Consider the following 25,871-nt stretch of genomic DNA (forward strand, 5'->3'; position numbering starts at 1 on the left):
CCGGACCGGAGCGTGCAGCCTCAGGCCGACACCGCGACCGGGCTCGGGTCGGCCTCGGCCGGGGTGCGCGGCACCGCGCGGACGCCGGCCAGCACGGCGGCCACCGCCAGCGCCCCGCAGGCCACCGGTACGGCGAACGCCGGGCCCGCGCCGGACCGGTCCACCACCGCGCCCGCGAGCGCGGCACCCAGCGCGATGCCGAGCCCGAGGCCGGTACTGGCCCAGGTCATACCCTCCGTCAACTGACCGCGTGGCACGGCCAGTTCGACCATCCCCATGGCGGTGGCCATGGTCGGCGCGCAGGCCGTACCGGCCACGAACAGCACCACGCCGAGCAGCAGCAGATTGCCGGTGACCAGCAGCGGCACCATGGTCACGGTCATCAGCAGGGTGCCGGTCAGCAGCCGGCCGCGCACCGTGCCACGCGGCGTCAGGCCGCCGTACACCAGCCCGGCCAGCGCGCTGCCGATCGCGTAGACCGCCAGCACCCAGCTGGCCATCGCCTTGTCCCCGCGCTCGGCGGCGAAGGCCACGGTGATCACCTCGATCGAGGCGAAGACCGCCCCGATCGCCAGGAAGGTCACCACCAGCGCGGGCAGACCCGGGTTGCGGATCGCCGAGCCGGACCGCACCCGCTCGGCCGGCCGGACCGGCGGCTCCGTGGCGCGCTGCCCGGCCAGCAGCCAGCTGCCCAGGGCGAGCAGACCGGCCGCGGCGAGCAGCCCCGCCTCCGGGGCGAACGCGGTGGACAGCCCGATCGCCAGCACCGGCCCGAGCGTGAACACCGTCTCGTCCACCACCGACTCCAGCGAGTACGCCGGGTGCAGTTGGTCGGTGCCGCGGAAGATCTCGGCCCAGCGGGCCCGGACCATCGAGCCGACGTTCGGGATCACCCCGGCCACCGCGGCGGCCAGGAAGAGCGTCCAGGACGGCGCCGCCAGCCGGTGGCAGAGCGCCAGCACGGTCAGCGCGACCGCGCCGACCGCGGCGGCGGGCAGCAGCACCCGCCGCTGGCCGTGCCGGTCCACGGCCCGGGCCAGCCTGGGCCCGACCAGCGCGTACGCGATCGCGTGGGTCGCGGTCACCGCCCCGGCCAGGGCGTATTCGCCGGGCTGCTGGGAGAGCATCGCGACGATGCCGAAGCGGGTCATCGCGGTGGCCAGCCGGGCGACCAGCCCGGCCGAGCTGAACGCGGCGGTGCCGGGGACGGCGAAGATCTGCCGGTAGGCGTTGGCCATCGCGCTCACCGCGCCGGCTCGGGCACGGCGACCGGCTGGACGTCGTCGGCGCTCTCGGTCGGCAGGTCCGCCAGCACGCACCGGTAGTCCCGGATGGTGGCCCGGATCGCCTCCTCCACCTCGGCCGCGCTCCCCGCGTGGTAGCGGAACCGGCCCAGGATGAACCGGTAACCGCCCTTGCCGTCGAACTTGTGCCCGGGCTCCGGCAGTTCCTCCGCGTACAGGCCGGGCACCGCCCCGACCATGGACGGCCGGGAGACCAGCTCCTGGCCCAGCGGCTCGGGGACCAGCAGGAAGCCGCCGTGCCCGCGGTCGGGGCCCGGGGCGGGCAGGGTGACGGGCCGTTCGCCCAGTTCGAGCCGGATCCAGTCGCCGATCAGGTCGACGCCGTAGACGTCCTGGAACACCCAGGGGATCTCGCCGCCGCCGAACCGCGCGCCGACCTCCAGGAAGACCGGCCCGGTAGGCGTCTGGATCAGCTCGAAGTGGAACGCGCCGCGCTCCAGGCCCAGCGCCTGCAGGCAGGCCTCGGTGAAGGCGAGCATGGTGTCGGCCTCCGGACCGGTCTGCACGGCCGAGCCCAGCGGGTGTCCCTGGGAGAAGCCGTAGCAGGTGTCCATGTAGCGGGAGGCCCGACCGAAGGCCATCGAGCCGTCCGCCATCAGCCCGTCCACGTGCCAGATCGGGCCTTCGAGGTACTCCTCCACCTGATAGTCCGCCAGGTCGGTGTCCGCCAGGGTGGCGGCCAGGTCCTGGTCCGGACCGACCACGAAGATGCCGATGCTGGCCGCGCCGGTCCGCGGCTTGACCACCACGGAGGCGCCCAGCTCGGCCCGGAAGGCGGTCATCTCCTCGATGGTGGTGGCCTGTTGGAACTGCGGCACCCGCAGACCGGCCGCGGCCACCTTGGCCTTCATCCGGGTCTTGTCGCGGAAGACCAGCACCGCTTCGGTGTCCGGCCCGGGGATGCCCAGACGTTCGCGGATCTGCGCGCCGGTCAGCAGGTCGAACTCGGAGAGCACCAGCAGCCGGTCGAAGTCGCCGCAGGCCCGGTGGGCGGCGACGGCCGCCTCGATCACCGGCTCCGGCGACAGGTAGTTCTCCACCACCTGGATGTGCCGGGCCGTCGCCGGGATCCGGGGCACGTGCTTGGGCACGGTGACGTAGCTGACCTCGTGCGCTGAGTGGTCGATCCGCGAGCCGTAGTCGCTCTGGTGCTCGTCGTCCCACCGGTTGATGATCAGGATCTTCATCGGACTTCCCTCCCTTCGGCGACTCAGGCGCCGACGGTCACGGCCGTCTCCACGGCCTCCTGGACGAACCTGTCGATCCGGGCCAGCCGCTCGGCGAGCGCCTCCCGGTCGGGCGCGGCGAGGGCCACGTGGCCGAACCTGCTGTGCAGGTCGACCGCCGGACGCAGCACCGCTCCCGCGGCCGCCGTCACCTCCGCCTCGATGCACCCCTCGATGGACCGCAGCTGCTCCAACAGCCGTGCCGGATCGGTGAGTCGGCCCTCCTCGGCGACGCTGAAGAACCGCACCGCAGCGGCTCCCGACCGTCCCTCGACGATCGGCGCCTGCGGTTGGCCGGCGAACGAACGGACCGCCAGCTCCCACATGTCGGCCCCGTGCACCGCCTGCACCAGCCACGGGATCCGGTCCCCGCCGAGCCGGGCGCCGACCTCCATCACGTACGGACCGGCCGGGGTCAGCCGGGCCTCCAGGTGAAAGCAGCCGACCGTGATGCCCAGCGCCCGGACCGCCCGCTGCGCCGTGTCCACCAGGGCCGCGCGCTGCTCGGGCGCCAGCGGCGCGTCCACCACGTGGCCGACCTCGACGAAGGTCGGCTCGGGCCCGAGGTGCTTCTCGGTCACCGCGAGCACGTGCACCCGCAGCGCGCCGGGGACGCCCTCGACGTACCCCTCGACGCTGTACTCGGGACCGGCCACGTAGCTCTCGGCCAGCAGCGAGAGGCCGAGCAGCTGGCCGTAGTCGTCGATCGGGTTGGCCCGCACCTCGGCCAGGTAGTCGGCCAGTTCGGCCCGGCTGTCGACCCGGCGGACGTACTGGCTGCCGGAGCCGTCGACCGGCTTCAGCACGGCCGGCAGTCCGACCGCCGCCAGGATGTCCGCCGGGTCGGCGGCGGCGCCGAAGACCTCGTTGCGCGCCACCAGCACGCCGGCCTCGGCCAGCACCGCCTTCATCCAGCCCTTGTCCCGCAGCGCGCCCACCGCCGCCGGGTCGAGACCCGGCAGGCCGAGCGCCCGGGCGGTGTGCGCGCAGACCTCGACGGCGTACTCGTAGCCGGGCACCACGGCGACCACCTCGGTGGAGCCGGCCAGCGCCCGGGCGGCGGCGATCACCACCTCCCGGCTGCGGATCTCCAGCCGGGTGTAGTCGGCCCGGCCCTCGGCCACCGCGCGGCGCACCTGCTCGGGGAGCCGGTCGACCGGCTTGCGGTCGAACACGTGGGGGCGGTGGCCGAGCCGCTCGGCGGCGGCGACCAGGCCGATGCCGGAGGAGTTGGGCTCGATGACCAGCACGGTGCTGCGGGACATGGCAGGACCTCTCGATCGATGACGGGGCACAGGAATCGAATGGCATCTCCGTTACTCTGGATGCCTTGCTGATGTCATCTTAGGCACTCGAAATGACAGATGGGAAGATCGAGGGAGTGCCGTCTCGCAGTTCGGACGGTCACCCGGAAGAGCTGTCGGTATGCCCGGCGGGCCGGTATAAGTCAGGGGCATGACCACGACTTTGATCATCGGCGGCGCCGCACCGGCGACCACCGGCTACGTGCACGACATCTGCGCCCGAGCCCTCGCCCAGCTCCGCGCCAGGGGCAGCCGGATCGTCCTCACCGACACCGCCGAGAATCTGGCGGCCGGCCCGGAGCTGGTCCGACTCGCGGACGAGGTGGGCGAGTTGGACTTCACCGATGCCGACGCCTGCGTGGCCTGGGCCCGCGCCAGGGCCGAGCGGGAGCCGATCGAGGCCGTGCTGGCGTTCCGCGAGTACGCGGTGGTCGCCGCCGCCGAGGTGGCGGCCGCCCTCGGCCTGCCGGGCAACCCGCCGGAGGCGGTCCGCCGGGTCAGGACCAAGGACGTCTGCCGCGAGTACCTGCGCGAACGCGGCTTCCGGCAGCCCGCCCTGCGGCTGTGCGCGAGCGCCGCGGAGGCCGAGGAGTTCCACCGCTCGGTCGGCGGCACCGTGATCGTCAAGCCGCGCAGCGGCTCCAGCAGCGAGGGCGTCCAGCAGGTCGACGACCCGGCCGGGATCGCCGCCGCGTTCGCCCAGGCCCGCGACGAGGACGGTCACGCCCTGGTCGAAACCTTCGTCAGCGGACCGGAGTTCAGTGTCGAGGGCATCATCACCTCGGGCTCACCCCAGGTCCTGGCAGTCACCGGCAAGCAGGTCGTCGGCACCTCCTTCGTGGAGTGCGGCCACACCATGCCCGCCCCGATCGCACCGGAGGACACCGACGCGATCACCGAGGAGGTGGCGAACGCCCTGCGCGCACTCGGGCTGCGGCACGGCCTGTTCCACGTCGAGTGCTGGCTCACCGACCAGGGCGTGGTGCTCGGCGAACTGCACGTCCGGCAGGGCGGCGACTGGATCCACGCCATGGTCGAGTGGACCCGCCCCGGCCTCGAGCTGTACGGCAGCTGGCTGGACGACCTGCTCGGCCGGCCGGTGCAGCTGCCCGCCGCCGCCCGGGGCGCCGCCACCCGCTTCCTCACTCCCCCGCCGGGCACCGTCGACTCGGTCCGGGGCTGGGCCGAACTCGCCGCCCGCCCCGAGGTGCTGGCCGCCTCCTGCGAGCTCGCGCCGGGCACCGAGATCCGCCCGATCGCCTCCAACCTGGAGCGCTACGGCGTGGTCGTGGTCGGCACCGCCGAGCCCGAGGCGGCGGGGCCACTGGCCGACAAGCTGCTCGCGGAACTCGACATCCGACTGCGCTGAGCACGACGCGGGGGCCCGCCGACCGCCGCGAGGCGGGCAACGGGCCCCTGCTCCCTACTCGTTCAGCGCAGCGCGAGCGTTCACCGCAGCGCAAGCGTTCAGCGCAGCACGAGCGTTCACCGCCACGCGAGCGTTCACCGCAGCGCAAGCCTTCACCACCACGCGAGCGTTCACCACAGCGCAAGCCTTCACCACCACGCGAGCGTTCACCACAGCGCAAGCGTTCAGCGCAGCGCGAGCGCCGGACGCCCCGAGCAGTGCCCCCGGCGGGCCCGCCGCCCGGCGTCCCGGTAGCGGACCGCCGAGGGCTGCTCCGCCGGGCCACCCGCGCCCGGACGGCTCAGCAGCGCGCAGACCGGCGCGGTGCCGGCCAGCCGGACCAGGTCGGGCAGCCGGAAGCCGGCCGCCCCGCCTTCGGTCCCCAGGTCGGCCAGCAGATGGGCAGAGAGCAGCCGGTCCACCAGCAGCCCGGCCGGCCCGGCCTCGACGCCCAGCACCCGGGCCGCCTCGGCGATCCCGAACGGCCGCCCGCCCAGGCCAGCCAGCACCCGCAGCGCCTGCTGCTCCCCCGCCGCCAACCGCCGGATCGCCTCCGCCAGCCGTCCGGCGACATCCAGGTCACCCACCCCCAACTCGGCCAGCCGGCCCCGCTCCGCGCGCAGCCGAGCCGTCAACTCCGCCACCCCCAGGCCGGGTCGGGCCGCCAGCCGCTCCCCCGCCGCCCGGACGGCCAGCGGCAGCAGGTCGCACAGCTCCACCAACTCCCGTGCCACCGCCCGCTCGGCACCGATCCGCCCCGGCCCCGCCACCGACTCCAGCAGCCGCAGCCCGTCCGCCGGACCGAGCGCGGCGAGCTGCACCCCGACCGCCCCGGACAGCCCCGCCAGCCGCTGCCGGGCGGTGATCAGGGTGGCGCAGTCCGGTCCGCTCGGCAGCAGCGGCAGGACCTGCTGCACGCTCGCCGCGTCGTCCAGCACCACCAGCACCTTGCGGTCAGCCGTCCAGCTGCGGAACAACCGGGCCGACTCCTCCCAGGACCGGGCGGGCTCCTCCGCCGAACCCGGCGGCTCCTCCAGACCGGCCGCCCGGAGGAAGGTCGACAGCACCTCGGCGGGCCCGAGCGGAGCACCGTCCGCGCCGTGCAGGGTGACGAACAACTGCCCGTCCGGATAACGCTCCTTGACCCGCTGCGCCACCTCGGTGACCAGCGCGGTCTTCCCCACGCCGGGGCCGCCGACCACGCAGGTGACCGAGCAGAGCCGCCCCATCCCCCGCCGGATCCGCTCCGACTCCGACTCCCGGCCGACCAGCCCGGGCGGCGCCGCCGGGATCTCGGCCGGCCGCCCGCGCCCCACCGTCCGGACGGTGACGGCCCGTTCGGGCGCGGCCAGGCCCGGCGCGGCCGAGAGCACCGCGCGGTGCAGCCGCTGCAGGCGCTCGGAGGGCTCGAGCCCGGTGTACTCCACCACGCTCCGCCGCAGCCGGCCGTACGTGCTCAGCGCGTCCTCCTGCAGCCCGGAGCGGTACGCGGCCAGCATCAGCTGCGCCGCGAACTCCTCCCGGGTGGGATGACGGACCGTCAATGCCTTGAGTTCGCCCACCAGTTCGCGGTGCCGACCCAGCCTGAGGTCGGCCTCCACCCGCTGTTCGAGCGCGCCGAGCCTGGCGTCCTCCAGCCGCGCGGCCTCGGCCGCCAGCACCGGCCCGTGCGGCAGGTCGCCGAGCGCGCCACCACGCCACAGCCCCAGCGCCTCGCGCAGTACGGCGGCCGCCCGGGCGTGGTCGCCCTCGGCCAGCGCCGACCGACCCACCCCGACCCGCTGCTCGAACAGCCGGAGATCCAGCTCGCCGGGCTCCAGCAGGATGCGGTAGCCGTTCGGGCGGGTCTCCAGCAGCTGCCGTCGGCCACCGGTCGGACCCGCCGCGAGTGCCTTCCGCAGCTGGTAGAGGTAGGTCTGAATGGTCTTCCTGGCCAGCTTCGGCGGCTCGTCGTCCCAGAGCTCCTCCTCCAGGGTCGCGTTGGAGACCGTCCGCCCGGCCTGCAGCAGCAGGGTGGCGAGCACCCGCCGGGGCATCGCGGCCGCAGGCGTGAGGTCTTCCTGCTCGTCGCGCACCTCGACCGGTCCCAGCACGGCAAAGTCCACGATCTTCTCCCTTGGTGGCACCTGGGGCAGATAAAAAACCTTCGAGAAGGTTTTTAGCATGGCTCTATGTCAGGTTCAATCAACTTGGCCACACCCGTCCCGCCCGCCGGACGGCCGCCGCCGACCGGGCCGTGGGCATCCGCGCAGGTCGGCGACGGCCCGTCAGGTCCACGGTCTCGGCAGGTGAGATTTTCCTTGCAGATTAATATTCCTACCCGTAGGTTTTTTCTGCTCGCGCCGCCCGGCGCGTCGAGGGAGGGGTCTGAACCAATGCGGGTCACGCTCGAAGCGCTCGGCCGCCGCCTGCGCCACCTGCTGGTGCTCTGGTGGCGCGACCTCCACCCGGTGATGGCGATCCGGGTCCCGCTCCCCTACCCACTGCTCCGCGAGCCGACCGCACCCGAGCCCTCCGCCGGGCCGAGGCAGGCCGAACCCGCCGGTGCCGAGCAGGACTTGTTCTCGGGTCGGGCGGCCCGGAGGATGGTCCCCGACGACCGACCTTGAGGAGCCGGGATGGGTACGAGGCCGCTGCTGAACCGCAGGCTGGCGGGCATGGGTTCGACGATCTTCGCGGAGATGTCCGCGCTGGCCGTCGCCACCGGTTCGATCAATCTGGGGCAGGGCTTCCCGGACACCGACGGACCGCGCGAGATCGCCGAGGCGGCCGCCAACGCCGTCCTGACCGGCCGGGGCAACCAGTACCCGCCGGGCCCCGGCATCCCGGAGCTGCGGGCGGCGGTGACCGAGCATCAGCAGCACTGGTACGGGCTGTCGTACGACCCGGACACCGAGGTGCTGATCACCGCCGGGGCGACCGAGGCGATCGCCGCCGCGCTGCTGGCGCTGCTGGAGCCGGGCGACGAGGTGATCGCGATGGAGCCGTTCTACGACTCCTACGCCGCCTGCATCGCGATGGCCGGCGCGACCCGGGTGCCGCTCACCCTGCGGGCGCCCGGCTTCCGCCCCGACCTGGACGAGCTGCGCGCCCTGATCACCCCGCGCACCCGGCTGCTGCTGATCAACACCCCGCACAACCCGACCGGCACCGTGCTGACCCCGGAGGAGCTCCGGGGCATCGCCGAACTCGCCTGTGAGCACGACCTGTTGGTGATCACCGATGAGGTGTACGAGCACCTGGTGTTCGCCGGCGCGCACCACCCGCTGGCCGCCCTCCCCGGCATGCGGGAGCGCACGGTGAGCATCTCCTCGGCCGGCAAGACCTTCTCCTTCACCGGCTGGAAGGTCGGCTGGGTGACCGGCGCCCCGGAGCTGGTGGCCGCGGTGCGGACCGCCAAGCAGTACCTGACCTTCGTCAGCGCGGGCCCGTTCCAGTACGCCGTCGCCGACGCGCTGCGGCTGCCCGACAGCTACTTCGACACCCTGCGGGCCGACCACCTGCGCAAGCGGGACCTGCTGGCCGAGGGCCTGGCGGCGGCCGGCTTCGAGGTGTTCCGGCCGGAGGGCACGTACTTCATCACCACCGACATCACCCCGCTCGGCGAGACCGACGGCCTGGAGTTCTGCCGCAAGCTGCCGGAGCGCTGCGGGGTGGTGGCCATCCCGAACGTGGTGTTCTACGACAACACCGAGGCCGGGCGCAGCCAGGTCCGCTGGGCCTTCTGCAAGCGGGACGACGTGCTGGCCGAGGCGGTGACCCGGCTCCGGCGGCTCTGACCCCGGCCCGGCTGCCGCCGCCGGGCGCACCCCGGCGTACGACGGTGGTGCACGGCGCACGCCCCGGTGAGAGGGGCGCGCGCCGGACAGAGTCATGCACCGGGTCGATCACACCCAGGCGGAGAGTGCTACCGGAACGGTGAATGCCGGGCAAAGCTGGGTAAATCCCTGACGGACCCGGAGAATTCGTGCTTCTCTGCTGCTGAATCTCCAGCCGGAATCCTTCCTTCCACGGTCGGCCGCGCCAGGGACCGCACAGCCTCGAACAGCCCCGCCACCGTGCCGGGCCGGATGCTGACGGCGGGCGCGCACGGAGCTGAAACGCGGAGCCCAGCATGCTCACCACACTGCAGACCTCCTACACGGACACCCGGGCCGGGGACCTGGCCTGGTGCCTGGGCGGCAGTCCGCTGCCCGCGCTCGCGGTGCGCGACCTGAGACTCGACCGCCTCGGCACCGACCGGCTCTCCGGCGGGACACTGCAGCTCAGACTGCTCGGCGCCTCCCACCAGGTGATCCTGGCGGCCGGCCCCGGCGAGTGCCTGGAGACCGTGGCCTGCCTGCCCGGCCGCCGCACCCCGCTGCCCGCCCGGGTGGCCGAGCAGGTCGGCGGCTGGGAGTACGAGTTCGCGGCCCGGATCGAGGAGCTGCCGCCGCACGTCTTCGCCGCCCGCGCGCAGGAGCTGCTGGCGCTGGTCGAGGGCCATCCGAGCGCGCTGGCCGGGGTGTTCCCGGGCGACCCGAGCGCCTTCACCGCGCTGGTCGCCAGCGGGGACGAGCGCCGGGTGAACTGGCGGACCTGGCACGCCTACCCGCAGGAGGGCCGGCTGGTCTGCACCCGGTCCTCACTGACGGTCTTCGGAAGTCAGTCCGAGCCGGACCCGAGTGGCGGTAGCCCGTGTTGATGAAACGTCAATTCAGTGCACGGCCCTGTCCGTCGAATGGGTGCAGCGGTCGGCCACCCACCTCGCCTAGCGTTTGTTCGTGATCAACCATCCGGCGGGCCCGCCCGTCCAGCCGAGCACCGAGGACCCGGCCGGGCTGGCCGGGATCGGGGCCCGCGCGGTCCGGGCCCGGGGCCCCGGCGGCGGCCGCGACCGCCGCCGGCCGGGCCGGGGCCGGGCCCGCCCGGCCCGGCTGCTGGTGCTGCTCGCGGCCTTCGTCTGCGCGGCCTGCGGTCTGGTGTACGAACTCGAACTGGTGGCCCTGGGTGGACATCTGATCGGTGATCCGATGACCCAGACCTCGGTGGTGCTCTCCGTGATGGTGTTCGCGATGGGTGTCGGCTCGCTCTCCGCCAAGCGGCTCACCCGCCGCCCCGCCACCTCCTTCGCGCTGGTCGAGTGCGCGCTCGCGCTGACCGGCGGGCTCTCCGTGCTGCTGCTCTACTCGGCCTGGGCCTGGCTGGACCGGTACGGCGCCACGATGGCCGGGGTGGTCGGCACCACCTTCGTGATCGGGGTGCTGATCGGCGCCGAGATCCCGCTGCTGATGACCCTGATCCAGCGGATCCGCCGGGAAGACGCGGGCCGGGCCGCCGCCGACCTGTTCGCCGCCGACTACGTCGGCGCGCTGGTCGGCGGGCTGGCCTTCCCGTTCCTGCTGCTGCCGCTGCTCGGCCAGACCACCGGGGCGCTGCTGACCGGCGCGGTGAACGCGGTGGCCGGGGCCGCCGTGGTGCTCTGGCTGTTCCGGGACGAGCCCTCGCCCCGGAACCGGCTGCTGCTCTGGGCCGGCTGCGGCCTGGTCCTGGTGCTGCTCGCGGTGGCCGCCGCCTTCACCGGCGTGATCGAACGGGCCGCCAGGAACGCGCTGTACGGCGCCCAGGTCCGGCTGGCGATCCAGAGCAGGCACCAGGAGATCGTGCTCGCCGGGTCCACCGGCGAGGGCGAACCCGAGGCCAGGGTGCCCCCGCAGCGCGCCCCGCTGGAGCTGTACCTGAACGGGCGGCTGACCCTCTGCGGCCCGGACGAGTACCGGGAGCACGAGGCCCTGGTGCACCCCGCGCTCGGCACCGGCCCGGTCGGCCGGGTGCTGCTGCTCGGCGGCGGGGACGGCATGGCGCTCCGCGAGGTGCTCGGCCGGGCCGGGGTCCGGGACGTCACGGTGGTCGAACTCGATCCGGCGGTACCGGAGTTGGTCCGCCGGGACGCGGCCCTGTCGGCGCTCAGCCGGCGCTCGCTGGAGGACGCCAGGGTCCGGCTGGTGACCGCCGAGCCGCTGCACTGGCTGCGCGGCGCGGGCTCGTACGACGTGGTGCTCTCCACCCTGCGCGGACTGCCGTACGACTCCCGGGAGTTCTACGGCCTGGCGGCCCGGGCGCTGGCGCCCGGCGGCCGGCTGGCGGTGCGCACCGACGACGTCTGGGCCACCGAGGCCACCGTCCGGGCGGTCGGCCTGCAGACCGTCCCGTACGCCGCCGCCGACGGCCCCCGGAGCTGCCAGGCCGGGCCCCGCGAGCTGGAGACCTTCGTGCTGGCGGCCCGCACCCCGCCGAGGCTGACGCTGGCCGCCCCGACCCGCTCGCTCACCACCGAGAGCCTGCTCGGCGCCGCCGACCGGCTCGCCGCCCGGCGGCCCGAGCGGGTGCCGGAGCCGCGCAGCCTGCTGGACTGAACGGCCCGGGAGCAGATCGACCTGACCGGATGCTCTCCGTCCGGGGGTCGGGTCGGTAGGCTCGCGGGCATGGAGCATGAGGTTGTCGTCCAGCTGCCGGCCACCGTCGTCCAGCAGGCGCTGCGGGACCGGGATCTGCTGGTGCGCAGTGTCCCCGGCCTGAGCATCGAGGCCGAGGCCGCCGGTGACGAGCTGGCCGGGCGGCTGCGGCTGCGGATCGGTGGCTCGACCATCACGTACAAGGGTGTGCTCTCACTGATCGAGGGCCGCGAGGGCGTGCTGACCGCACTGGCCGAGGGTCAGGAGTCCCGGGGCAGCGGCGAGGTGACCGCGACCGTGCGGCTCTCGGTGCAGCCCGGCGCGGACGACACCAGCAGCGCGCTGCACTTCACCGCCGACCTGACCGCCACCGGGCGGCTGGCCGAGTTCGACGCGGTGGCGCTGGGCACGGCGGGTCGCCGTCTGCTGGACCGGTTCGCCAACGACCTGGCGGCCGAGGTGAGCGGCGCCGAACCGGAGGCCGCCACCATCCTCTACCTGGAGGACCACACGGCGGGCTTCCCCGGCGACCTGGACGATGATCTGGCCGACCTGATCGCGTTCGCCGACGAGCCGACCCCGCCGACCGAGCCGGCCGAGCTGCCCGAACCGACCCGGCAGCCGGCCGCCGAGGACCCGGCCCTGGAGTACCTGACCGGCGACCTCGGCAGCGCCCCGGTCCGGCGCAGCATCGTCGGCCGCTCCGCCGAGGAGGTGGACCACGCGCCGCCGCGCGGCCGGTACGCCCCCGCGCTGCCCGCCCGCAGCGCCCGGGCCAGGGCCGCCACCCGCTGGAGCGGCCCGGAGCAGCTGCCGCAGTCCGACCGCACCGCACTGCCGTGGATGATCGGCGGCGGGGTCGCGCTGATCGGCGGCGCGGTAGTGCTGGTCCGCGCCCTGCGAAAGCGCTGAACCGCTCGCCCGTAGACTGACTGCCCATGAGCAACGACCGCGACGCCCTGCTGGCGCAGATCAAGGACAAGGCCGTCGTGCACGGCAAGGTCACCCTCTCCTCCGGGCTGGAGGCCGACTACTACGTCGACCTGCGCCGCATCACGCTGGACGCCGAGGCGGCGCCGCTGGTCGGCAAGGTCATGCTGGACGCCGCCGCCGAGCTGGACTTCGACGCGGTCGGCGGCCTGACCCTGGGCGCCGACCCGGTGGCGGCCGCGATGCTGCACGCCGCCGCCGCGCGCGGGCGGAAGCTGGACGCCTTCGTGGTCCGCAAGGAGGGCAAGGCGCACGGCCTGCAGCGCCGGATCGAGGGCCCGGACGTGAAGGGCCGCCGGGTGCTGGCGGTCGAGGACACCTCGACCACCGGCGGCTCGGTGCTCACCGCGGTCGAGGCGCTCCGCGAGGCGGGCGCCGAGGTGGTCGGTGTCGCGGTGATCGTCGAGCGCGGTGCCGCCCCGGCGATCGAGGCCACCGGTCTGCCGTACATCACCGCCTACACCCTGGACGACCTCGGTCTCTGACGGTCCGACAGCTGACGGCCCGGTGTTTCACGTGAAACACCGGGCCGTGCCATATCCGGCAAAAGCGGACATTTCATGGCAGGGTCGCCCTCATGGCGACTCCTTCCTTCGAAGACACCGAGGACTTCACCGACGCGGACCGCGGCTTCCTGGAGGCACTGGACCCCGCGATCGTCACCGACGCGAGCGGCCGGGTGATCTGGGACAACGACGCGTACTCCTTCCTCCAGAAGGACTGCCCGGACACCGCGAACCCCAGCCTCTGGCGACAGGGCCAACTCAGCTCCCGACAGGGCCTGTTCGAGGTCACCGAGGGCATCTACCAGGTGCGCGGCCTGGACCTCTCCAACATGACCCTGGTCGAGGGCGACCGGGGCGTGATCGTGATCGACCCGCTGATCTCCGCCGAGACCGCCGCCGCCGCACTGGCGCTGTACCGCCGCAACCGGGGCGACCGCCCGGTCACCGGCCTGATCTACACCCACTCGCACGGCGACCACTTCGGCGGCGCCCGCGGCGTCGTCCCGCACGGCCACGAACCGGTACCGGTGCTCGCCCCGGCCGGCTTCCTGGAGCACGCGGCCAGCGAGAACGTGTACGCGGGCACCGCGATGACCCGGCGGGCCGTCTACATGTACGGCGCCCAGCTGCCCAAGGCCCCCGACGGCCAGATCGGCTGCGGGCTCGGGATGACCACCTCCACCGGCACCATCACGCTGATCGCGCCCACCGTGGACATCACCGAGACCGGCCAGGAGGAGGTGGTGGACGGCGTCCGGATCGTCTTCCACCTCACCCCGGGCACCGAGGCGCCGGCCGAGATGAACTTCCACTTCCCCCAGCGCAACGCCCTCTGCCTGGCCGAGAACGCCACCCACAACATGCACAACGTGCTGACCCTGCGCGGCGCGCTGGTCCGGGACGCCCGGGTCTGGGCGCACTACCTGGACGAGGCCTGGCAGCTGTTCGGCGAGCACACCGACGTCTCGTTCGCCTCGCACCACTGGCCGACCTGGGGCCGGGAGCGGATCGGCGAGTACCTGACCAAGCAGCGCGACCTCTACGCCTACGTGCACGACCAGAGCCTGCGCCTGCTGAACAGCGGACTGACCGGCCCGGAGATCGCCGAGCAGATCACCCTGCCGCCCGCCCTGGAGCAGACCTGGTCGCTGCGCGGCTACTACGGTTCGCTCAGCCACAACGTGAAGGCGGTCTACCAGCGCTACATGGGCTGGTACGACGGCAACCCGGCCAACCTCTGGCCGCACCCGCCGGCCGAGCAAGCCGCCCGGTACGTCGAGCTGCTCGGCGGCCCGGACGCGACGGTGACCAGGGCGCGGGAGTTCGTGACGAAGGGCGACCTCAGGTTCGCCGCCACCCTGCTCAACCACGCGGTCTTCGCCGACCCGGAGCACACCGGGGCGCGCGAGGCGCTGGCCGCCGTCTACGACCGGCTCGGCCACGGCGCCGAGAACGGCACCTGGCGGAACTTCTACCTGACCGCCGCGATGGAACTGCGCGGCACCCCCGCCACGGTGGAGCTGGAGACCGCCAACCCCGAGCTGGCGATGGCCCTGACGGTCGATCAGCTGATCGACTCGCTGGCGGTCCGGGTGAACGGACCGCGCGCCTGGGACACCCCGCTCACCGTCGACTGGCTGCTCACCGACCAGCGGCGCGGTTGGCGGCTCACCCTCTCCAACGGTGCGCTGACCCACCGCAGCGCCCCGGCCGGACAGCCGCTCGGCGCGGGCGGCGCCGACCTGACGCTGACCCTGACCAAGCCCCAGCTGCTCGGCCTGCTGGCCGGGCAGCAGCCGGACGGGATCGAGCGGTCCGGCGACCCGCAGGCGCTGGCCCGGCTGTTCGCCGTGCTCGACACCCCGGACCCGAACTTCGCGATCGTCACGCCGTAGACGTACCGCCGTGGATCTCCCGCCCTGGACATGCTGAAGGGGGCCCCACCCGGGGCCCCCTTCAGCGCGCTCGTACGGGCTCAGCCCTTGCGGTGCCGGCCGCCGACGACCGGCTCGCCGCTCTCGACGGCCTCGGCCTTCTTCTTCTTCCGCTCGCGCAGCACCTCGACGATGATCGGCGACACCGAGACCAGGATGATCAGCGCCATCGCCGGGATCAGGTACTTGTCGATCACCGGCGCGAGCTGGGCACCGGTGAAGTAGCCGATCAGCAGCATCGACTCGGTCCACAGCACGCCGCCGACCACGTTCCAGACGAAGAAGGTCCTGGCCGGCATCTCCAGGGTCCCCGCGACCGGGTTCAGGAAGGTGCGGACGATCGGGATGAAGCGGGCCAGCACCACGGCCTTGGCCGGGCCGAACTTCTCGAAGTACTCCTCCGCCTTCACCACGTACTCGCGGCGGAAGATCTTCGAGTTCGGCTTGTCGAACATCCGTGGGCCGACCTTGGCCCCGAAGTAGTGCCCGAGCTGGGCCCCCGCGACGGCGCAGACCGGCGCGCCGATCAGCAGCAGCGCGATCGACAGCTGGGCGCCCTCGCCCAGCACCGAGGAGGCGGCCGAGGAGGCGGCCACCCCGGCCAGGATCAGCAGCGAGTCGCCCGGGAAGAAGAACCCGACCAGCAGGCCGGTCTCGGCGAAGATGATCGCCAGAATGCCGATCGCACCCACCGATGCGACAAGGGCTTTGGCGTCAAGCAGGTTGACGGCGAGCTGGTTGTAGTCCACGGGCGCAGGATAGCGCCCCGGCCTTACCGCAGCCTCAACGTCCCTCTCGTACCGGGCCTCCGGGCCCCTCTCCCGCCCCCGTCCGTCCCAACCAGCGGGCCGCGGGGTGTCCGGCGGCGGGAGTCTGGGAAGATGGCACAGGTGTCCGGCCCGCGGTAGCGCCCACCCTCAGTGCACCCGCGACGGACTCCGTCGAACCGAGGTACCACCAGCCGCACCGCAGAGCCGCGTCGGCGTTCCCGGTACCGCGCGTCGTACCGAAGGCGTACCGAGCGTCGGACAGGTCGTCCGTACGCCGAGCACCGACAGGAGCGGATTCGCATGCCCATCGCAACTCCCGAGGTCTACAACGAGATGCTGGACCGGGCCAAGGCGGGCAAGTTCGCCTACCCGGCGATCAACGTCACCTCGACCCAGACCCTGCACGCCGCGCTGCGCGGCTTCGCCGAGGCCGAGAGCGACGGCATCATCCAGATCTCCACCGGTGGTGCGGAGTTCCTGGGTGGCCAGCACAACAAGGACATGGTGACCGGCGCCGTCGCGCTCGCCGAGTTCGCCCACATCGTGGCCGCCAAGTACGACATCACCGTCGCGCTGCACACCGACCACTGCCCCAAGGACAAGCTGGACGGCTACGTCCGCCCGCTGCTCGCCATCTCCGCCGAGCGCGTGAAGAACGGTCAGAACCCGCTCTTCCAGTCGCACATGTGGGACGGCTCGGCCGAGACCCTGGCCGACAACCTGGCGATCGGCCAGGAGCTGCTGGCCCAGGCCAAGGCCGCGAAGATCATCCTCGAGGTCGAGATCACCCCGACCGGTGGCGAGGAGGACGGTGTCTCGCACGAGATCAACGACGAGCTGTACACCACGGTGAACGACGTGGTCCGCACCGCCGAGGCGCTCGGCCTGGGCGAGCAGGGCCGCTACCTGCTGGCCGCCTCGTTCGGCAACGTGCACGGCGTCTACAAGCCGGGCAACGTCGTGCTCAAGCCGGAGCTGCTGCGCGAGCTGCAGGACGCGATCGGCAAGCAGTACGGCAAGACGGACCCGTTCGACTTCGTCTTCCACGGCGGCTCGGGCTCTTCCGCCGAGGAGATCGCCACCGCGCTGGAGAACGGCGTCGTGAAGATGAACCTCGACACCGACACCCAGTACGCCTTCACCCGCCCGGTCGCGGACCACATGTTCCGCAACTACGACGGTGTGCTGAAGGTCGACGGCGAGGTCGGCAAGAAGAACACCTACGACCCGCGCACCTGGGGCAAGCTGGCCGAGGCCGGCATGGCCGCCCGCGTGCTCGAGGCGACCCAGGCCCTGCGTTCCGCGGGTACCCGCATCAAGTAGTCGGCGCAGCAGGTAGTCGGTACGACGGAGCCCCCTCGACCCTTCCCGGTCGAGGGGGCTCCGTCATGTCCTGAGGGCTACTGCTTCAGCTCCGCGTACGCCTCGGCGCTGCTGTCCTTGAGGAAGGTCCAGCACCGCTCCGCCTCCTCGGTCTCCTGGATCGCCTCGGCGGCCCGGGCGAGCCCGGCCAGGCAGCGCAGGAAGCCGCGGTTGCCCCGGTGCTCCCACGGCACCGGCCCGTGGCCCTTCCAGCCGGCCCGCCGCAGCGAATCGAGACCCCGGTGGTACCCGGTGCGCGCGTACGCGTACGACTCGACGACCCGCCCGGCGTCGAACGCGTCGTCCGCCAGCATCGCCCAGGCCAGCGAGAAGGTCGGGAACGCCGCGGCGACCTGGGTCGGCGAGGCCGACTCCTCACCCAGCATCCGGTAGGGCTGCTCGTCCTCCGGCAGGCGGGTCGGCTCGGGGCCGCCGAGGAGGTTCTGGTGAATACTCATACGTGCAGTCTGCCAGCCGAGCCGACCGGGTCAACCACGACCGTTGGGCGGCGGCGCGAAGATCCGGTGTCCCTGCCGCCGGGTGGCCGGGGTTCCCGGGGCTCGGCCCGGTTCCAGGGAACTGGTGGGGCGACGGGTATCGTCCTGCTCGACAGTGCGTCAGTTCTGCCGGCCGACCAGAGAGCTTCCGTAGTGCGAGCCAACCCCAGCAGCTCCCCCGCCCCGAGCCGTCGGCGTGCCGCCAGCGCGCGACGGCGGAAGCAGCGGGTGCTGCGGCGCAGGCGGCAGGTGTTCGGGGTCGGGCTGGTCGCGGTGCTGACGGTGATCGGCGGCGCCGTGTACAAGCTGACCGGTGACTCCGCCGGGACGCCGACCGGTGCGGCCACCACGCAGGCCAGGGCGGTGCCGGCGGCCGAGTCCCCCGCAGCCGCCACCACCCCCCCGCCCGCCGAACCCGCGACGCCGACGCCGGCCCCGACCCCGGTGGTCGAGGGGAAGGGGCGCGGTACCTTCACCACCGTCCAGGCGAACGGTCCGGTGGTCGGCAAGGGCGAGACCCTGCGCAAGTACAAGGTGGAGGTCGAGGACGGCATCGGGATCGACGCCGCGACCGCCGCCAAGCAGGTTCAGAACATACTCTCGGACAAACGGAGTTGGACCACCGACGGGAAGAACTCGTTCCAGCTGGTGGCCTCCGGCAGCTACGACTTCACGGTGAAGATCGCCTCCCCCGAGGTGGTCGACAAGATCTGCGCCACGGCCGGGCTGGACACCGGCGGCGAGGTGAACTGCGACGTGGACCGCCAGGTGATGGTCAACGTCAAGCGCTGGAACACCGGTTCACCGAAGTTCAGCGGCCCGATCGAGGAGTACCGGGCCCTGATCATCAACCACGAGGTCGGCCACCGGATCGGCCGCAACCACCTGGGCTGCCCCGGCCCGGGGCAGCCGGCGCCCGCGATGATGCAGCAGATCTACGGCCTGGAGGGCTGCGTCTCGAACGCCTGGCCGTACACCGAGGCCGGGAAGTACCTCAGCGGTCCCGCCCGGCCGTAGCGGCTCGCTAGCCCATGATCGGCAGGTACTCCGCCAGGTCGCTGCGCTCGCCGCTGGCGTGCACCGCCGTGTCGACCACGTCGGCCCAGCCGGTGCGGCCGGTGGCGAGGCGGATCCAGCTGAGCGGGTCGGTCTCCACCACGTTGGGCGGGGTGCCGCGGGTGTGGCGGGGACCGGGGACGGCCTGGACGACCGCGTACGGCGGGATCCGCAGCTCGACCGCACCGCCGGGGACCTGGTCCGCGAAGGCGTCCGCCAGCAGGCGGGTGACGGCGGCCACGGCCTGACGGTCGTGCGGGAAGTCGGGCAGGCCGAGGGCGGCCGCCAGGTCGTCCGCGTGCACCACCGTCTCGACCAGCCGGGTGACCAGGAAGTCGGTCAGCAGGATCGGCCCGAACCGGATCACGAACCGCCGTGCGGGGTCGGCGACTTCGGGCCGCTCCAGGGCCGCGAGCAGCAGGTCGCAGGCGAGGTCGAACTCCTTCGCCACCTCCGCCGGGGAACCCGCGAAGGCGCCCTCCGCGTGCTCCTGCACGGCGGCGTCGATCGCGGCGGCGGCGGTCCTCGTCACGCCGACCCACTGCAGCAGCGAGAGCGGCGCGCCGTCCGGCACCGGCTGCTCCAGGTGCCGGGGCAGCCAGTCCAGACAGAAGCCGAGGTGCGCGATCAGCTGCCGGACGTTCCAGTCGCCGAGCCGGGTGGGCTGCTCGAGCACCGAAGCGGCATCCGGGCGGGCGCACAGCTCGTGCACCGCGCCGCGCAGCGCCTCGGCCTGCCCGGCCAGGGCGGACCGCACCTTGGCGGAGTCGTAACTACGGGGACGGTTCGCGGAGTTCGCCATTCCGCGAGGGTACAGCGAAGGGGCGGCCCGACCGGGCCGCCCCCTCAACCACTGAGACACCGTCAGGCGAGCAGTGCCTCGATCACACCGGTGTGCGCGTCCGTCAGCTCGGCCAGCGAGACGGTGAACTGGCCCTGGATCTCCAGGGTGTCACCGTCCACCACGCCGATCCGGGTGGCCGGCAGGCCCCGGGCGCCGCACATGTCGTTGAACCGGAGCTCCTCGCTGCGCGGGATCGACACGATGGCGCGACCCGCGGACTCGGAGAACAGGAACACGAACGGGTCGAGACCGGCGGGCACGATCAGGCGCGCGCCGTTGCCGCCCTTGAGGCAGCTCTCCACCAGGGCCTGGGCCAGGCCGCCGTCGGAGAGGTCGTGCGCGGCGTCGATCATGCCGTCGCGCGAGGCGGCGATCAGGATGTCGCCGAGCAGCCGCTCGCGCTCCAGGTCCACCTTGGGCGGCAGGCCGCCGAGGTGGTTGTGGGCGACCTGCGACCAGGCGGAGCCGCCCAGTTCGTCGGCGGTGTCGCCGAGCAGGTAGACCAGCTGGCCCTCCTCGGCGAAGCCGATCGGGGTCCGCCGGGTGACGTCGTCGATCACGCCGAGCACCGCGACCACGGGGGTCGGGTGGATGGCGGTCTCACCGGTCTGGTTGTACAGCGAGACGTTGCCGCCGGTGACCGGGGTGCCGAGCACCAGGCAGGCGTCGGCCAGACCGCGGGTCGCCTCGGCGAACTGCCACATCACGTCCGGGTCCTCGGGGGAACCGAAGTTGAGGCAGTCGGAGACGGCGAGCGGCTTGGCGCCACCGGCCGCGACGTTGCGGTACGCCTCGGCCAGCGCCAACTGGGCGCCGGTGTACGGGTCCAGCTTGGTGAAGCGGCCGTTGCCGTCGGTGGCCACCGAGACGCCGAGGTTGGTCTCCTCGTCGATCCGGATCATGCCCGAGTCCTCGGGCGTGGCCAGCACGGTGTTGCCGATCACGTAGCGGTCGTACTGGTCGGTGATCCAGGACTTGGAGGCCTGGTTCGGCGAACCCGCGACGGCCAGCAGCGCGGCCTTCAGCTCCTCGCCGTTCGACGGCCGCGCGAGGCGCTCGGCGGTCGGCGCGTCCGCCTGCAGGGCGTCCTGCCAACTCGGCCGCGCGTACGGGCGGTTGTAGGTCGGGCCGTCGTGCGCGACCGAACGCGGCGGGACGTCCACGACCAGCTCGCCGTGCCAGAAGATCTCCAGCCGCTCGCCCTCAGTCACCTCACCGATGACGGTGGCGATGACGTCCCACTTCTCGCAGATCTCCAGGAAGCGGGCGACCTTGCCGGGCTCGACGATCGCGCACATGCGCTCCTGCGACTCGCTCATGAGGATTTCCTCGGGCGAGAGCGTGTTGTCGCGCAGCGGTACGGTGTCCAGCTCGATCCGCATGCCGCCGGAGCCGGCCGAGGCCAACTCCGAGGTGGCGCAGGAGAGTCCGGCGCCGCCGAGGTCCTGGATGCCCAGCACCAGCTTCTCGGCGAAGATCTCCAGGGTGGACTCGATCAGGAGCTTCTCCTGGAACGGGTCACCGACCTGGACGGCCGGGCGCTTGGCCGGGCCGGTCGCGTCGAAGGTCTCGGAGGCCAGCACCGAGACACCGCCGATGCCGTCGCCACCGGTACGGGCTCCGTACAGGATGACCTTGTTGCCCGCGCCGGACGCCTGCGCGAGGTGGATGTCCTCGTGCTTCATGACGCCCACGCAGAGCGCGTTGACCAGCGGGTTGCCCTGGTAGCAGGCGTCGAAGACGACCTCGCCGCCGATGTTCGGCAGGCCCAGGCAGTTGCCGTAGCCGCCGATGCCCGCGACGATCCCGGGCAGCACGCGCCGGGTGTCGGGGTGGTCGGCCGCACCGAACCGCAGCGGGTCCATCACGGCGACCGGGCGGGCGCCCATCGCCAGGATGTCGCGGACGATGCCGCCGATGCCGGTGGCCGCGCCCTGGTAGGGCTCGATGTACGACGGGTGGTTGTGCGACTCGACCTTGAAGGTCACCGCGTAACCCTGACCGACGTCCACCACACCGGCGTTCTCGCCGATGCCGACCAGCATCGCGTCGCTGTCCGGCTTCTTCTCGCCGAACTGCTTGAGGTGCACCTTGGAGCTCTTGTACGAGCAGTGCTCCGACCACATGACCGAGTACATCGCCAGCTCGGCACCCGTGGGGCGGCGGCCGAGGATCTCCCGGATCCTGGCGTACTCGTCGGCCTTCAGGCCGAGCTCGGACCAGGGCTGGTCGGCCTCGGGCGTCTGCTCGGCGTTCTTGACGGTGTCGAGAGTCATCAGGCGTTCACCAACTGCTTGAGGACGGAAGTGAAGAAGCCCAGGCCCTCGGTGGTCGGGCCGGTGAGCGGCTCGACCGCGTGCTCCGGGTGCGGCATCAGGCCGACGACGTTGCCGGCCGCGTTGGTGATGCCGGCGATGTCGCGGTACGAACCGTTCGGGTTGACGTCGAGGTAGCGGGCCACGATCCGGCCCTCCGCCTCGAGCTGGTCCAGCACGTGCTCGTCGGCGACGAAGCGGCCCTCGCCGTTCTTCAGCGGGACGACGATTTCCTGACCGGCGGAGTAATCCCGGGTCCAGGCGGTCCCGGTGTTCTCGATCCGCAGCTTCTGGTCGCGGCAGACGAAGTGCAGCGAGTCGTTGCGGGTGAGCGCGCCGGGCAGCAGGTGCGATTCGCAGAGCACCTGGAAGCCGTTGCAGATACCGAGGACCGGCATTCCCAGCTTCGCCTGCTCGATGATGGTGTCCATCACCGGGGAGAAGCGGGAGATCGCGCCGCAGCGCAGATAGTCGCCGTAACTGAATCCACCCGGGAGGACGACCGCGTCGACCTGGTGGAGATCCTTGTCACGGTGCCAGAGCGCGACCGGCTCGGCGCCGGCCAGGCGGACCGCGCGCTGGGCGTCGCGGTCGTCGAGGGAACCGGGGAAAGTGACGACGCCGACGCGGGTGGTCACTTGCCCTCCTCCTCGATCCGGACGACGAAGTCCTCGATCACGGTGTTGGCGAGGAAGGTCTCGGCGGCTTCCCGGATCCGGGCGAGCGCGGCGTCGTCGACCGGACCCTCCAGCTCCAGTTCGAATCGCTTGCCCTGACGGACATCGGCGATCCCGGCGAACCCAAGCCGGGGCAGTGCACGCTGCACCGCCTGGCCCTGGGGGTCGAGGATCTCGGGCTTGAGCATGACGTCGACTACGACGCGAGCCACTGGCACTCCCGGTGGTGTGGTGCGTGAGGCGGGGGACCTCCAGACTACCGGGGCATTCGGGCGACTTTGCTGGCCGGGCCGGGTCCGGAGAAGGCGACGCGCGTAGACCTATGACCCTTACGCCCCAAGGGTTCCGCCCTGCTCACGACCCGCGCCCACCCCTGTTTACGACGGATTCCGCAGTCGCTTCTGGAACGCCCGAATACCGGCACTACGGGACAGAACGACCATCCACATCACCTGCTATCCCACACCGGCGAACTCTCGTGAATATCCGGAAAAGAAAGCAGGACTCTTCGATTTCGGCCCGCTTTGGGTGCAGAATAGGGCCACCGGTGACGGCGAGTGCTGCGTATCCAGCGCGGCTTCCTGCCTGCCCGTAAGCGCTCGCGTGACTGGTGCACATCGGGCCGCACGGGCGCATCCCGCATCCGGCGGCCGAATTGCCCGAGAGGATCGACACCCATGGCTCAGCGTGTAGTTGTCACGCTCTCCGACGACCTGGACGGCGGCGCCGCCGCCGAGACCGTTCACTTCGGCGTGGACGGAAAGTCGTACGAGATCGACCTGTCCCTGGACAACGCGGAGAAGCTGCGGGAGGCTCTCGCCCCGTTCGTCGCGGCCGGCCGTCGGCAGAGCCGCGCCGGAAAGTCCTTCCGCCGCACCGCGCTCACCCCGGACCCGGCCGCCGTGCGCGCCTGGGCCCAGTCCCGCGGCATGGAGCTGCCCGCCCGGGGCCGCATTCCCAAGCACGTCTACGAGTCCTTCGCCGAGGCCAACTGACCTGGCCCGACCGGCTCGTCGCCCCCGCCCCGACCGCCCCGGCGGAAAGGGTGGGGCGACCACTCGTTCCGATGGGGTAGAGTTCTTTCTGTCGCCAGCCCGGGAGACCGGAAGGCGGCCGGTGCTTCAAGAAGCATCGTGCGGACGTGGCTCAGTTGGTAGAGCATCACCTTGCCAAGGTGAGGGTCGCGAGTTCGAATCTCGTCGTCCGCTCGCAGTAAAATAACCGAAGATCGTGCGGACGTGGCTCAGTTGGTAGAGCATCACCTTGCCAAGGTGAGGGTCGCGAGTTCGAATCTCGTCGTCCGCTCAGTTGAAGGGCCCCCTCATCGAGGGGGCCCTTCGTCGTACCCGCCCGCGCACCCCTGACATTTGTCACCGCCGACCCGTGTGAACGCGGCCCCGACCGGTGACGGCGCGCACTGCCCACCGGGCCGCCCCGCCGGGAGGCTTGGGGCATGGACAACAGCCGCACCGAGCCACCCGTCATCGAGGTCACCGGCCTGCGCCGGCACTACGGCCCGGCAGGACCGGCCGGCTTCGACGCCGTCCGCGGCCTCGACCTCACCGTCCGCCGGGGCGAACTCTTCGCCCTGCTCGGCACCAACGGCGCCGGCAAGACCTCCACCATGGAGCTGATCGAGGGCCTGGCCGCACCGACCGAGGGCCGGATCCGGGTGCTCGGGCACGACCCTTACCGGGAGCGGGCCGCCGTCCGGCCGCGGATCGGGATCATGCTCCAGGAGGGCGGCTTCCCCTCCGAACTGACCGTCGCCGAGACCGGCCGGGCCTGGGCCGGGATGACCACCGACGCCCGCCCGGTGGACGAGGCGCTCGACCTGGTCGGCCTGCTGCACCGGCGCACCGTCCGGGTCAAGCAGCTCTCCGGCGGCGAGCGCCGTCGGCTCGACCTCGCGCTGGCCCTGCTCGGCCGCCCCGAGGTGCTCTTCCTGGACGAGCCCAGCACCGGCCTCGACCCGGAGGCCAGGGCCGCCACCTGGCGGCTGGTCCGCGAGCTCCGCGCCGAGGGCACCACCGTGCTGCTCACCACCCACTACCTCGAAGAAGCCGAGGAACTGGCCGACCGGCTGGCCATCATGCACGCCGGACGGATCGTCACCGAGGGCACCGTGGCCGAGGTGATCGCCGGCCGCCCGTCCCGGATCGCCTTCGAACTCCCGGAGCGCAGCGGCCCGTTCGAGACCGTCGAGCTGCCCGCCCTGCCCGGCGCCGAGGTCACCGCCGAGGGCCGCCGGATCACCGTCCGGACCCCGACCCTGCAGTCCACCCTCACCGAGCTGCTCGGCTGGGCCGCCCGGCACGAGGTGCCGCTCGGGGCGCTGGACGCCCGCAGCGCCTCGCTGGAGGAAGCCTTCCTCGCCGTCGCCGCCACCCCGTCCACCCCTGAGCCGACCGGAGCCGTCCGATGACCACCGCCACCAGCCGCCTGCTCGCCCTCGGCCGCGCCGAGACCACCTTGCTGCTGCGCAACCGGACCGCCCTGTTCACCGCGCTGGCGCTGCCGCCGCTGCTGGTGGTCGCGCTGGCCGAGCCGATGAAGCAGCAGGCCGCCGACTTCCCCGGGATCAGCACCGGCGGCCTGCTGGTCAGCGGACTGCTCGGACTGATCCCGATGTTCGTCGTCTACTACAACCTGACCGCCGCGTACGTCGCCCGGCGCGGCGAGCTGGTGCTCAAGCGGCTGCGCACCGGCGAGGCCCGCGACCTGGAGATCCTGGCCGGCACCGCCGTACCGTCCGTGAGCCTGGCCGTGCTGCTGAGCGTGGTGCTGTGCGGCGCCGGGGCGGTCGGCCTGGACCTGCGGATGCCGGTCAATCCGGTGCTGGTGGTGCTCGGGCTCGCCCTGCTGATCGCCGTACTGGTCGGGCTGGCCGCCCTCTCCAGTGTGGTGACCAAGACCGTGGAGAGCGCCGGGATCACCACTCTGCCGGTGCTGCTGCTCAGTCAGTTCGGCTCCGGCCTGATCATCCCGCTCGACACGATGCCCGACCAGCTCGCCGGCGTCTTCCGGCTGCTGCCCACCACCCCCGCCTTCCAGCTGATCCGGCTCGGCTGGTTCGGCACCGAGGGCTCGGCCCCCGCCGTCGGCTTCGTCGCCAGCTGGGCGGAGGCGCTGCCGATGCTCGCCCTCGCGGTGACCTGGACCGCCGCCGTCGGTTGGGCCACCAACCGCTGGTTCCGCTGGGAGCCCCGACGCTGACTGATAAGAAGACTGCAGCACCCGCCGC

Annotated in this window: 23 protein-coding genes and 2 tRNA genes; 15 read left to right on the forward strand and 10 right to left on the reverse strand. The window is 72.5% G+C overall.

The annotated features are described in order from the left end of the window. Nucleotides 1–20: 20 nt before the first annotated feature. The 3 genes from F4556_RS16285 to F4556_RS16295 are packed head-to-tail and all read right to left on the reverse strand — an operon-like array spanning nucleotide 21 to nucleotide 3,795. The gene (locus F4556_RS16285; RefSeq protein ID WP_184916110.1) at nucleotides 21–1,238 is read right to left on the reverse strand and encodes an MFS transporter; all 1,218 of its coding nucleotides are present in this window, start codon (nucleotides 1,236–1,238) and stop codon (nucleotides 21–23) included. A 5-nt stretch (nucleotides 1,239–1,243) separates the two neighbouring features. Continuing rightward, nucleotides 1,244–2,491, reverse strand: coding sequence for an ATP-grasp domain-containing protein (locus F4556_RS16290; RefSeq protein ID WP_184916113.1), 1,248 nt, complete (start codon nucleotides 2,489–2,491; stop codon nucleotides 1,244–1,246). A 23-nt stretch (nucleotides 2,492–2,514) separates the two neighbouring features. Further along, nucleotides 2,515–3,795: an ATP-grasp domain-containing protein gene (locus tag F4556_RS16295; RefSeq protein WP_184916117.1), complete on the reverse strand. Its 1,281-nt coding sequence runs from the start codon at nucleotides 3,793–3,795 to the stop codon at nucleotides 2,515–2,517. Between the two features lie 190 nt (nucleotides 3,796–3,985). Here F4556_RS16295 and F4556_RS16300 point away from each other — a divergent pair, with 190 nt between their 5' ends. After that, a complete protein-coding gene (locus F4556_RS16300) occupies nucleotides 3,986–5,203 on the forward strand; it encodes an ATP-grasp domain-containing protein (protein WP_184916120.1) in 1,218 nt (405 codons plus the stop codon). 224 nt (nucleotides 5,204–5,427) lie between these two features. Here the strand turns inward: F4556_RS16300 and F4556_RS39105 are convergent, their stop codons facing one another. Further along, complete coding sequence (locus F4556_RS39105; RefSeq protein WP_184916123.1) at nucleotides 5,428–7,347, reverse strand: AfsR/SARP family transcriptional regulator; 1,920 nt, start codon at nucleotides 7,345–7,347, stop codon at nucleotides 5,428–5,430. 270 nt (nucleotides 7,348–7,617) lie between these two features. Between F4556_RS39105 and F4556_RS16310 the strand changes: the two genes are divergently transcribed. The 7 genes from F4556_RS16310 to F4556_RS16340 all read left to right on the forward strand — a co-directional run bounded on the left by F4556_RS16310 (nucleotide 7,618) and on the right by F4556_RS16340 (nucleotide 15,067). Further along, a complete protein-coding gene (locus F4556_RS16310; protein WP_184916126.1) occupies nucleotides 7,618–7,851 on the forward strand; it encodes a hypothetical protein in 234 nt (77 codons plus the stop codon). Between the two features lie 9 nt (nucleotides 7,852–7,860). Then, nucleotides 7,861–9,021, forward strand: a complete 1,161-nt coding sequence (locus F4556_RS16315) for a pyridoxal phosphate-dependent aminotransferase (protein ID WP_184916129.1) — start codon at nucleotides 7,861–7,863, stop codon at nucleotides 9,019–9,021. A gap of 335 nt (nucleotides 9,022–9,356) precedes the next feature. Beyond that, nucleotides 9,357–9,926 (forward strand): DUF2617 family protein, encoded by a 570-nt coding sequence (locus F4556_RS16320; RefSeq protein WP_184916133.1) that lies wholly within the window; start codon nucleotides 9,357–9,359, stop codon nucleotides 9,924–9,926. Nucleotides 9,927–10,005: 79 nt separating this feature from the next. Further along, complete coding sequence (locus tag F4556_RS16325; protein ID WP_376775707.1) at nucleotides 10,006–11,637, forward strand: spermine/spermidine synthase domain-containing protein; 1,632 nt, start codon at nucleotides 10,006–10,008, stop codon at nucleotides 11,635–11,637. A gap of 69 nt (nucleotides 11,638–11,706) precedes the next feature. Beyond that, on the forward strand, nucleotides 11,707–12,588 hold the full coding sequence (locus tag F4556_RS16330) for an SRPBCC domain-containing protein (RefSeq protein ID WP_184916136.1): 882 nt from the start codon (nucleotides 11,707–11,709) through the stop codon (nucleotides 12,586–12,588). Between the two features lie 26 nt (nucleotides 12,589–12,614). Next, nucleotides 12,615–13,151: an orotate phosphoribosyltransferase gene (gene pyrE, locus F4556_RS16335; protein WP_184916139.1), complete on the forward strand. Its 537-nt coding sequence runs from the start codon at nucleotides 12,615–12,617 to the stop codon at nucleotides 13,149–13,151. A gap of 92 nt (nucleotides 13,152–13,243) precedes the next feature. Then, nucleotides 13,244–15,067, forward strand: coding sequence for an alkyl/aryl-sulfatase (locus tag F4556_RS16340; RefSeq protein ID WP_184916141.1), 1,824 nt, complete (start codon nucleotides 13,244–13,246; stop codon nucleotides 15,065–15,067). Nucleotides 15,068–15,147: 80 nt separating this feature from the next. On the opposite strand, the gene F4556_RS16345 is transcribed toward F4556_RS16340, so the two are convergent. Continuing rightward, nucleotides 15,148–15,855, reverse strand: a complete 708-nt coding sequence (locus F4556_RS16345) for a DedA family protein (protein WP_184916144.1) — start codon at nucleotides 15,853–15,855, stop codon at nucleotides 15,148–15,150. Between the two features lie 321 nt (nucleotides 15,856–16,176). Between F4556_RS16345 and fbaA the strand changes: the two genes are divergently transcribed. Continuing rightward, nucleotides 16,177–17,199 carry a class II fructose-bisphosphate aldolase gene (fbaA, locus tag F4556_RS16350; RefSeq protein WP_184916147.1) on the forward strand — a complete coding sequence of 341 codons (1,023 nt, stop codon included), beginning with the start codon at nucleotides 16,177–16,179 and terminating at the stop codon, nucleotides 17,197–17,199. A 77-nt stretch (nucleotides 17,200–17,276) separates the two neighbouring features. Here fbaA and F4556_RS16355 read toward each other — a convergent pair whose 3' ends face one another. Continuing rightward, nucleotides 17,277–17,696, reverse strand: coding sequence for a DUF3151 domain-containing protein (locus F4556_RS16355; RefSeq protein ID WP_184916150.1), 420 nt, complete (start codon nucleotides 17,694–17,696; stop codon nucleotides 17,277–17,279). A 192-nt stretch (nucleotides 17,697–17,888) separates the two neighbouring features. Between F4556_RS16355 and F4556_RS16360 the strand changes: the two genes are divergently transcribed. Then, a complete protein-coding gene (locus tag F4556_RS16360; protein ID WP_184916153.1) occupies nucleotides 17,889–18,752 on the forward strand; it encodes a DUF3152 domain-containing protein in 864 nt (287 codons plus the stop codon). Between the two features lie 7 nt (nucleotides 18,753–18,759). Here the strand turns inward: F4556_RS16360 and F4556_RS16365 are convergent, their stop codons facing one another. From F4556_RS16365 to purS, 4 genes are all read right to left on the reverse strand, one after another. After that, nucleotides 18,760–19,593, reverse strand: a complete 834-nt coding sequence (locus F4556_RS16365; protein ID WP_184916156.1) for a sterol carrier family protein — start codon at nucleotides 19,591–19,593, stop codon at nucleotides 18,760–18,762. Between the two features lie 62 nt (nucleotides 19,594–19,655). Beyond that, complete coding sequence (purL, locus tag F4556_RS16370; RefSeq protein ID WP_184916158.1) at nucleotides 19,656–21,911, reverse strand: phosphoribosylformylglycinamidine synthase subunit PurL; 2,256 nt, start codon at nucleotides 21,909–21,911, stop codon at nucleotides 19,656–19,658. Beyond that, a complete protein-coding gene (purQ, locus tag F4556_RS16375; protein ID WP_184916161.1) occupies nucleotides 21,911–22,588 on the reverse strand; it encodes a phosphoribosylformylglycinamidine synthase subunit PurQ in 678 nt (225 codons plus the stop codon). The genes purL and purQ overlap by 1 nt, the downstream gene beginning before the upstream one ends. Next, nucleotides 22,585–22,839 carry a phosphoribosylformylglycinamidine synthase subunit PurS gene (gene purS / locus F4556_RS16380; RefSeq protein WP_184916164.1) on the reverse strand — a complete coding sequence of 85 codons (255 nt, stop codon included), beginning with the start codon at nucleotides 22,837–22,839 and terminating at the stop codon, nucleotides 22,585–22,587. The genes purQ and purS overlap by 4 nt, the downstream gene beginning before the upstream one ends. A 465-nt stretch (nucleotides 22,840–23,304) precedes the next feature. Here purS and F4556_RS16385 point away from each other — a divergent pair, with 465 nt between their 5' ends. The 5 genes from F4556_RS16385 (at nucleotide 23,305) to F4556_RS16405 (ending at nucleotide 25,843) form a co-directional block, all read left to right on the forward strand. Next, nucleotides 23,305–23,622, forward strand: a complete 318-nt coding sequence (locus tag F4556_RS16385; RefSeq protein WP_057230366.1) for a histone-like nucleoid-structuring protein Lsr2 — start codon at nucleotides 23,305–23,307, stop codon at nucleotides 23,620–23,622. A 140-nt stretch (nucleotides 23,623–23,762) separates the two neighbouring features. Next, nucleotides 23,763–23,835, forward strand: a tRNA-Gly gene (locus F4556_RS16390). Nucleotides 23,836–23,859: 24 nt separating this feature from the next. Continuing rightward, nucleotides 23,860–23,932: transfer RNA gene (locus F4556_RS16395), tRNA-Gly, on the forward strand. Between the two features lie 148 nt (nucleotides 23,933–24,080). Continuing rightward, the gene (locus F4556_RS16400; protein ID WP_184916167.1) at nucleotides 24,081–25,052 is read left to right on the forward strand and encodes an ABC transporter ATP-binding protein; all 972 of its coding nucleotides are present in this window, start codon (nucleotides 24,081–24,083) and stop codon (nucleotides 25,050–25,052) included. Next, nucleotides 25,049–25,843, forward strand: coding sequence for an ABC transporter permease (locus F4556_RS16405; protein WP_184916170.1), 795 nt, complete (start codon nucleotides 25,049–25,051; stop codon nucleotides 25,841–25,843). The genes F4556_RS16400 and F4556_RS16405 overlap by 4 nt, the downstream gene beginning before the upstream one ends. The last annotated feature ends 28 nt before the right edge of the window (nucleotides 25,844–25,871 follow it).

The organism is Kitasatospora gansuensis, assembly GCF_014203705.1.
Taxonomy (GTDB): domain Bacteria; phylum Actinomycetota; class Actinomycetes; order Streptomycetales; family Streptomycetaceae; genus Kitasatospora; species Kitasatospora gansuensis.

Bases quoted from the DNA above. Each gene is read 5' to 3' on its own strand.
- F4556_RS16285 (WP_184916110.1), bottom strand. From the start codon at position 1,238: ATGGCCAACGCCTACCGGCAGATCTTCGCCGTCCCCGGCACCGCCGCG.
- F4556_RS16290 (WP_184916113.1), bottom strand. From the start codon at position 2,491: ATGAAGATCCTGATCATCAACCGGTGGGACGACGAGCACCAGAGCGAC.
- F4556_RS16295 (WP_184916117.1), bottom strand. From the start codon at position 3,795: ATGTCCCGCAGCACCGTGCTGGTCATCGAGCCCAACTCCTCCGGCATC.
- F4556_RS16300 (WP_184916120.1), top strand. From the start codon at position 3,986: ATGACCACGACTTTGATCATCGGCGGCGCCGCACCGGCGACCACCGGC.
- F4556_RS16310 (WP_184916126.1), top strand. From the start codon at position 7,618: ATGCGGGTCACGCTCGAAGCGCTCGGCCGCCGCCTGCGCCACCTGCTG.
- F4556_RS16315 (WP_184916129.1), top strand. From the start codon at position 7,861: ATGGGTACGAGGCCGCTGCTGAACCGCAGGCTGGCGGGCATGGGTTCG.
- F4556_RS16320 (WP_184916133.1), top strand. From the start codon at position 9,357: ATGCTCACCACACTGCAGACCTCCTACACGGACACCCGGGCCGGGGAC.
- F4556_RS16330 (WP_184916136.1), top strand. From the start codon at position 11,707: ATGGAGCATGAGGTTGTCGTCCAGCTGCCGGCCACCGTCGTCCAGCAG.
- pyrE (WP_184916139.1), top strand. From the start codon at position 12,615: ATGAGCAACGACCGCGACGCCCTGCTGGCGCAGATCAAGGACAAGGCC.
- F4556_RS16340 (WP_184916141.1), top strand. From the start codon at position 13,244: ATGGCGACTCCTTCCTTCGAAGACACCGAGGACTTCACCGACGCGGAC.
- fbaA (WP_184916147.1), top strand. From the start codon at position 16,177: ATGCCCATCGCAACTCCCGAGGTCTACAACGAGATGCTGGACCGGGCC.
- F4556_RS16355 (WP_184916150.1), bottom strand. From the start codon at position 17,696: ATGAGTATTCACCAGAACCTCCTCGGCGGCCCCGAGCCGACCCGCCTG.
- F4556_RS16365 (WP_184916156.1), bottom strand. From the start codon at position 19,593: ATGGCGAACTCCGCGAACCGTCCCCGTAGTTACGACTCCGCCAAGGTG.
- purL (WP_184916158.1), bottom strand. From the start codon at position 21,911: ATGACTCTCGACACCGTCAAGAACGCCGAGCAGACGCCCGAGGCCGAC.
- F4556_RS16385 (WP_057230366.1), top strand. From the start codon at position 23,305: ATGGCTCAGCGTGTAGTTGTCACGCTCTCCGACGACCTGGACGGCGGC.
- F4556_RS16400 (WP_184916167.1), top strand. From the start codon at position 24,081: ATGGACAACAGCCGCACCGAGCCACCCGTCATCGAGGTCACCGGCCTG.
- F4556_RS16405 (WP_184916170.1), top strand. From the start codon at position 25,049: ATGACCACCGCCACCAGCCGCCTGCTCGCCCTCGGCCGCGCCGAGACC.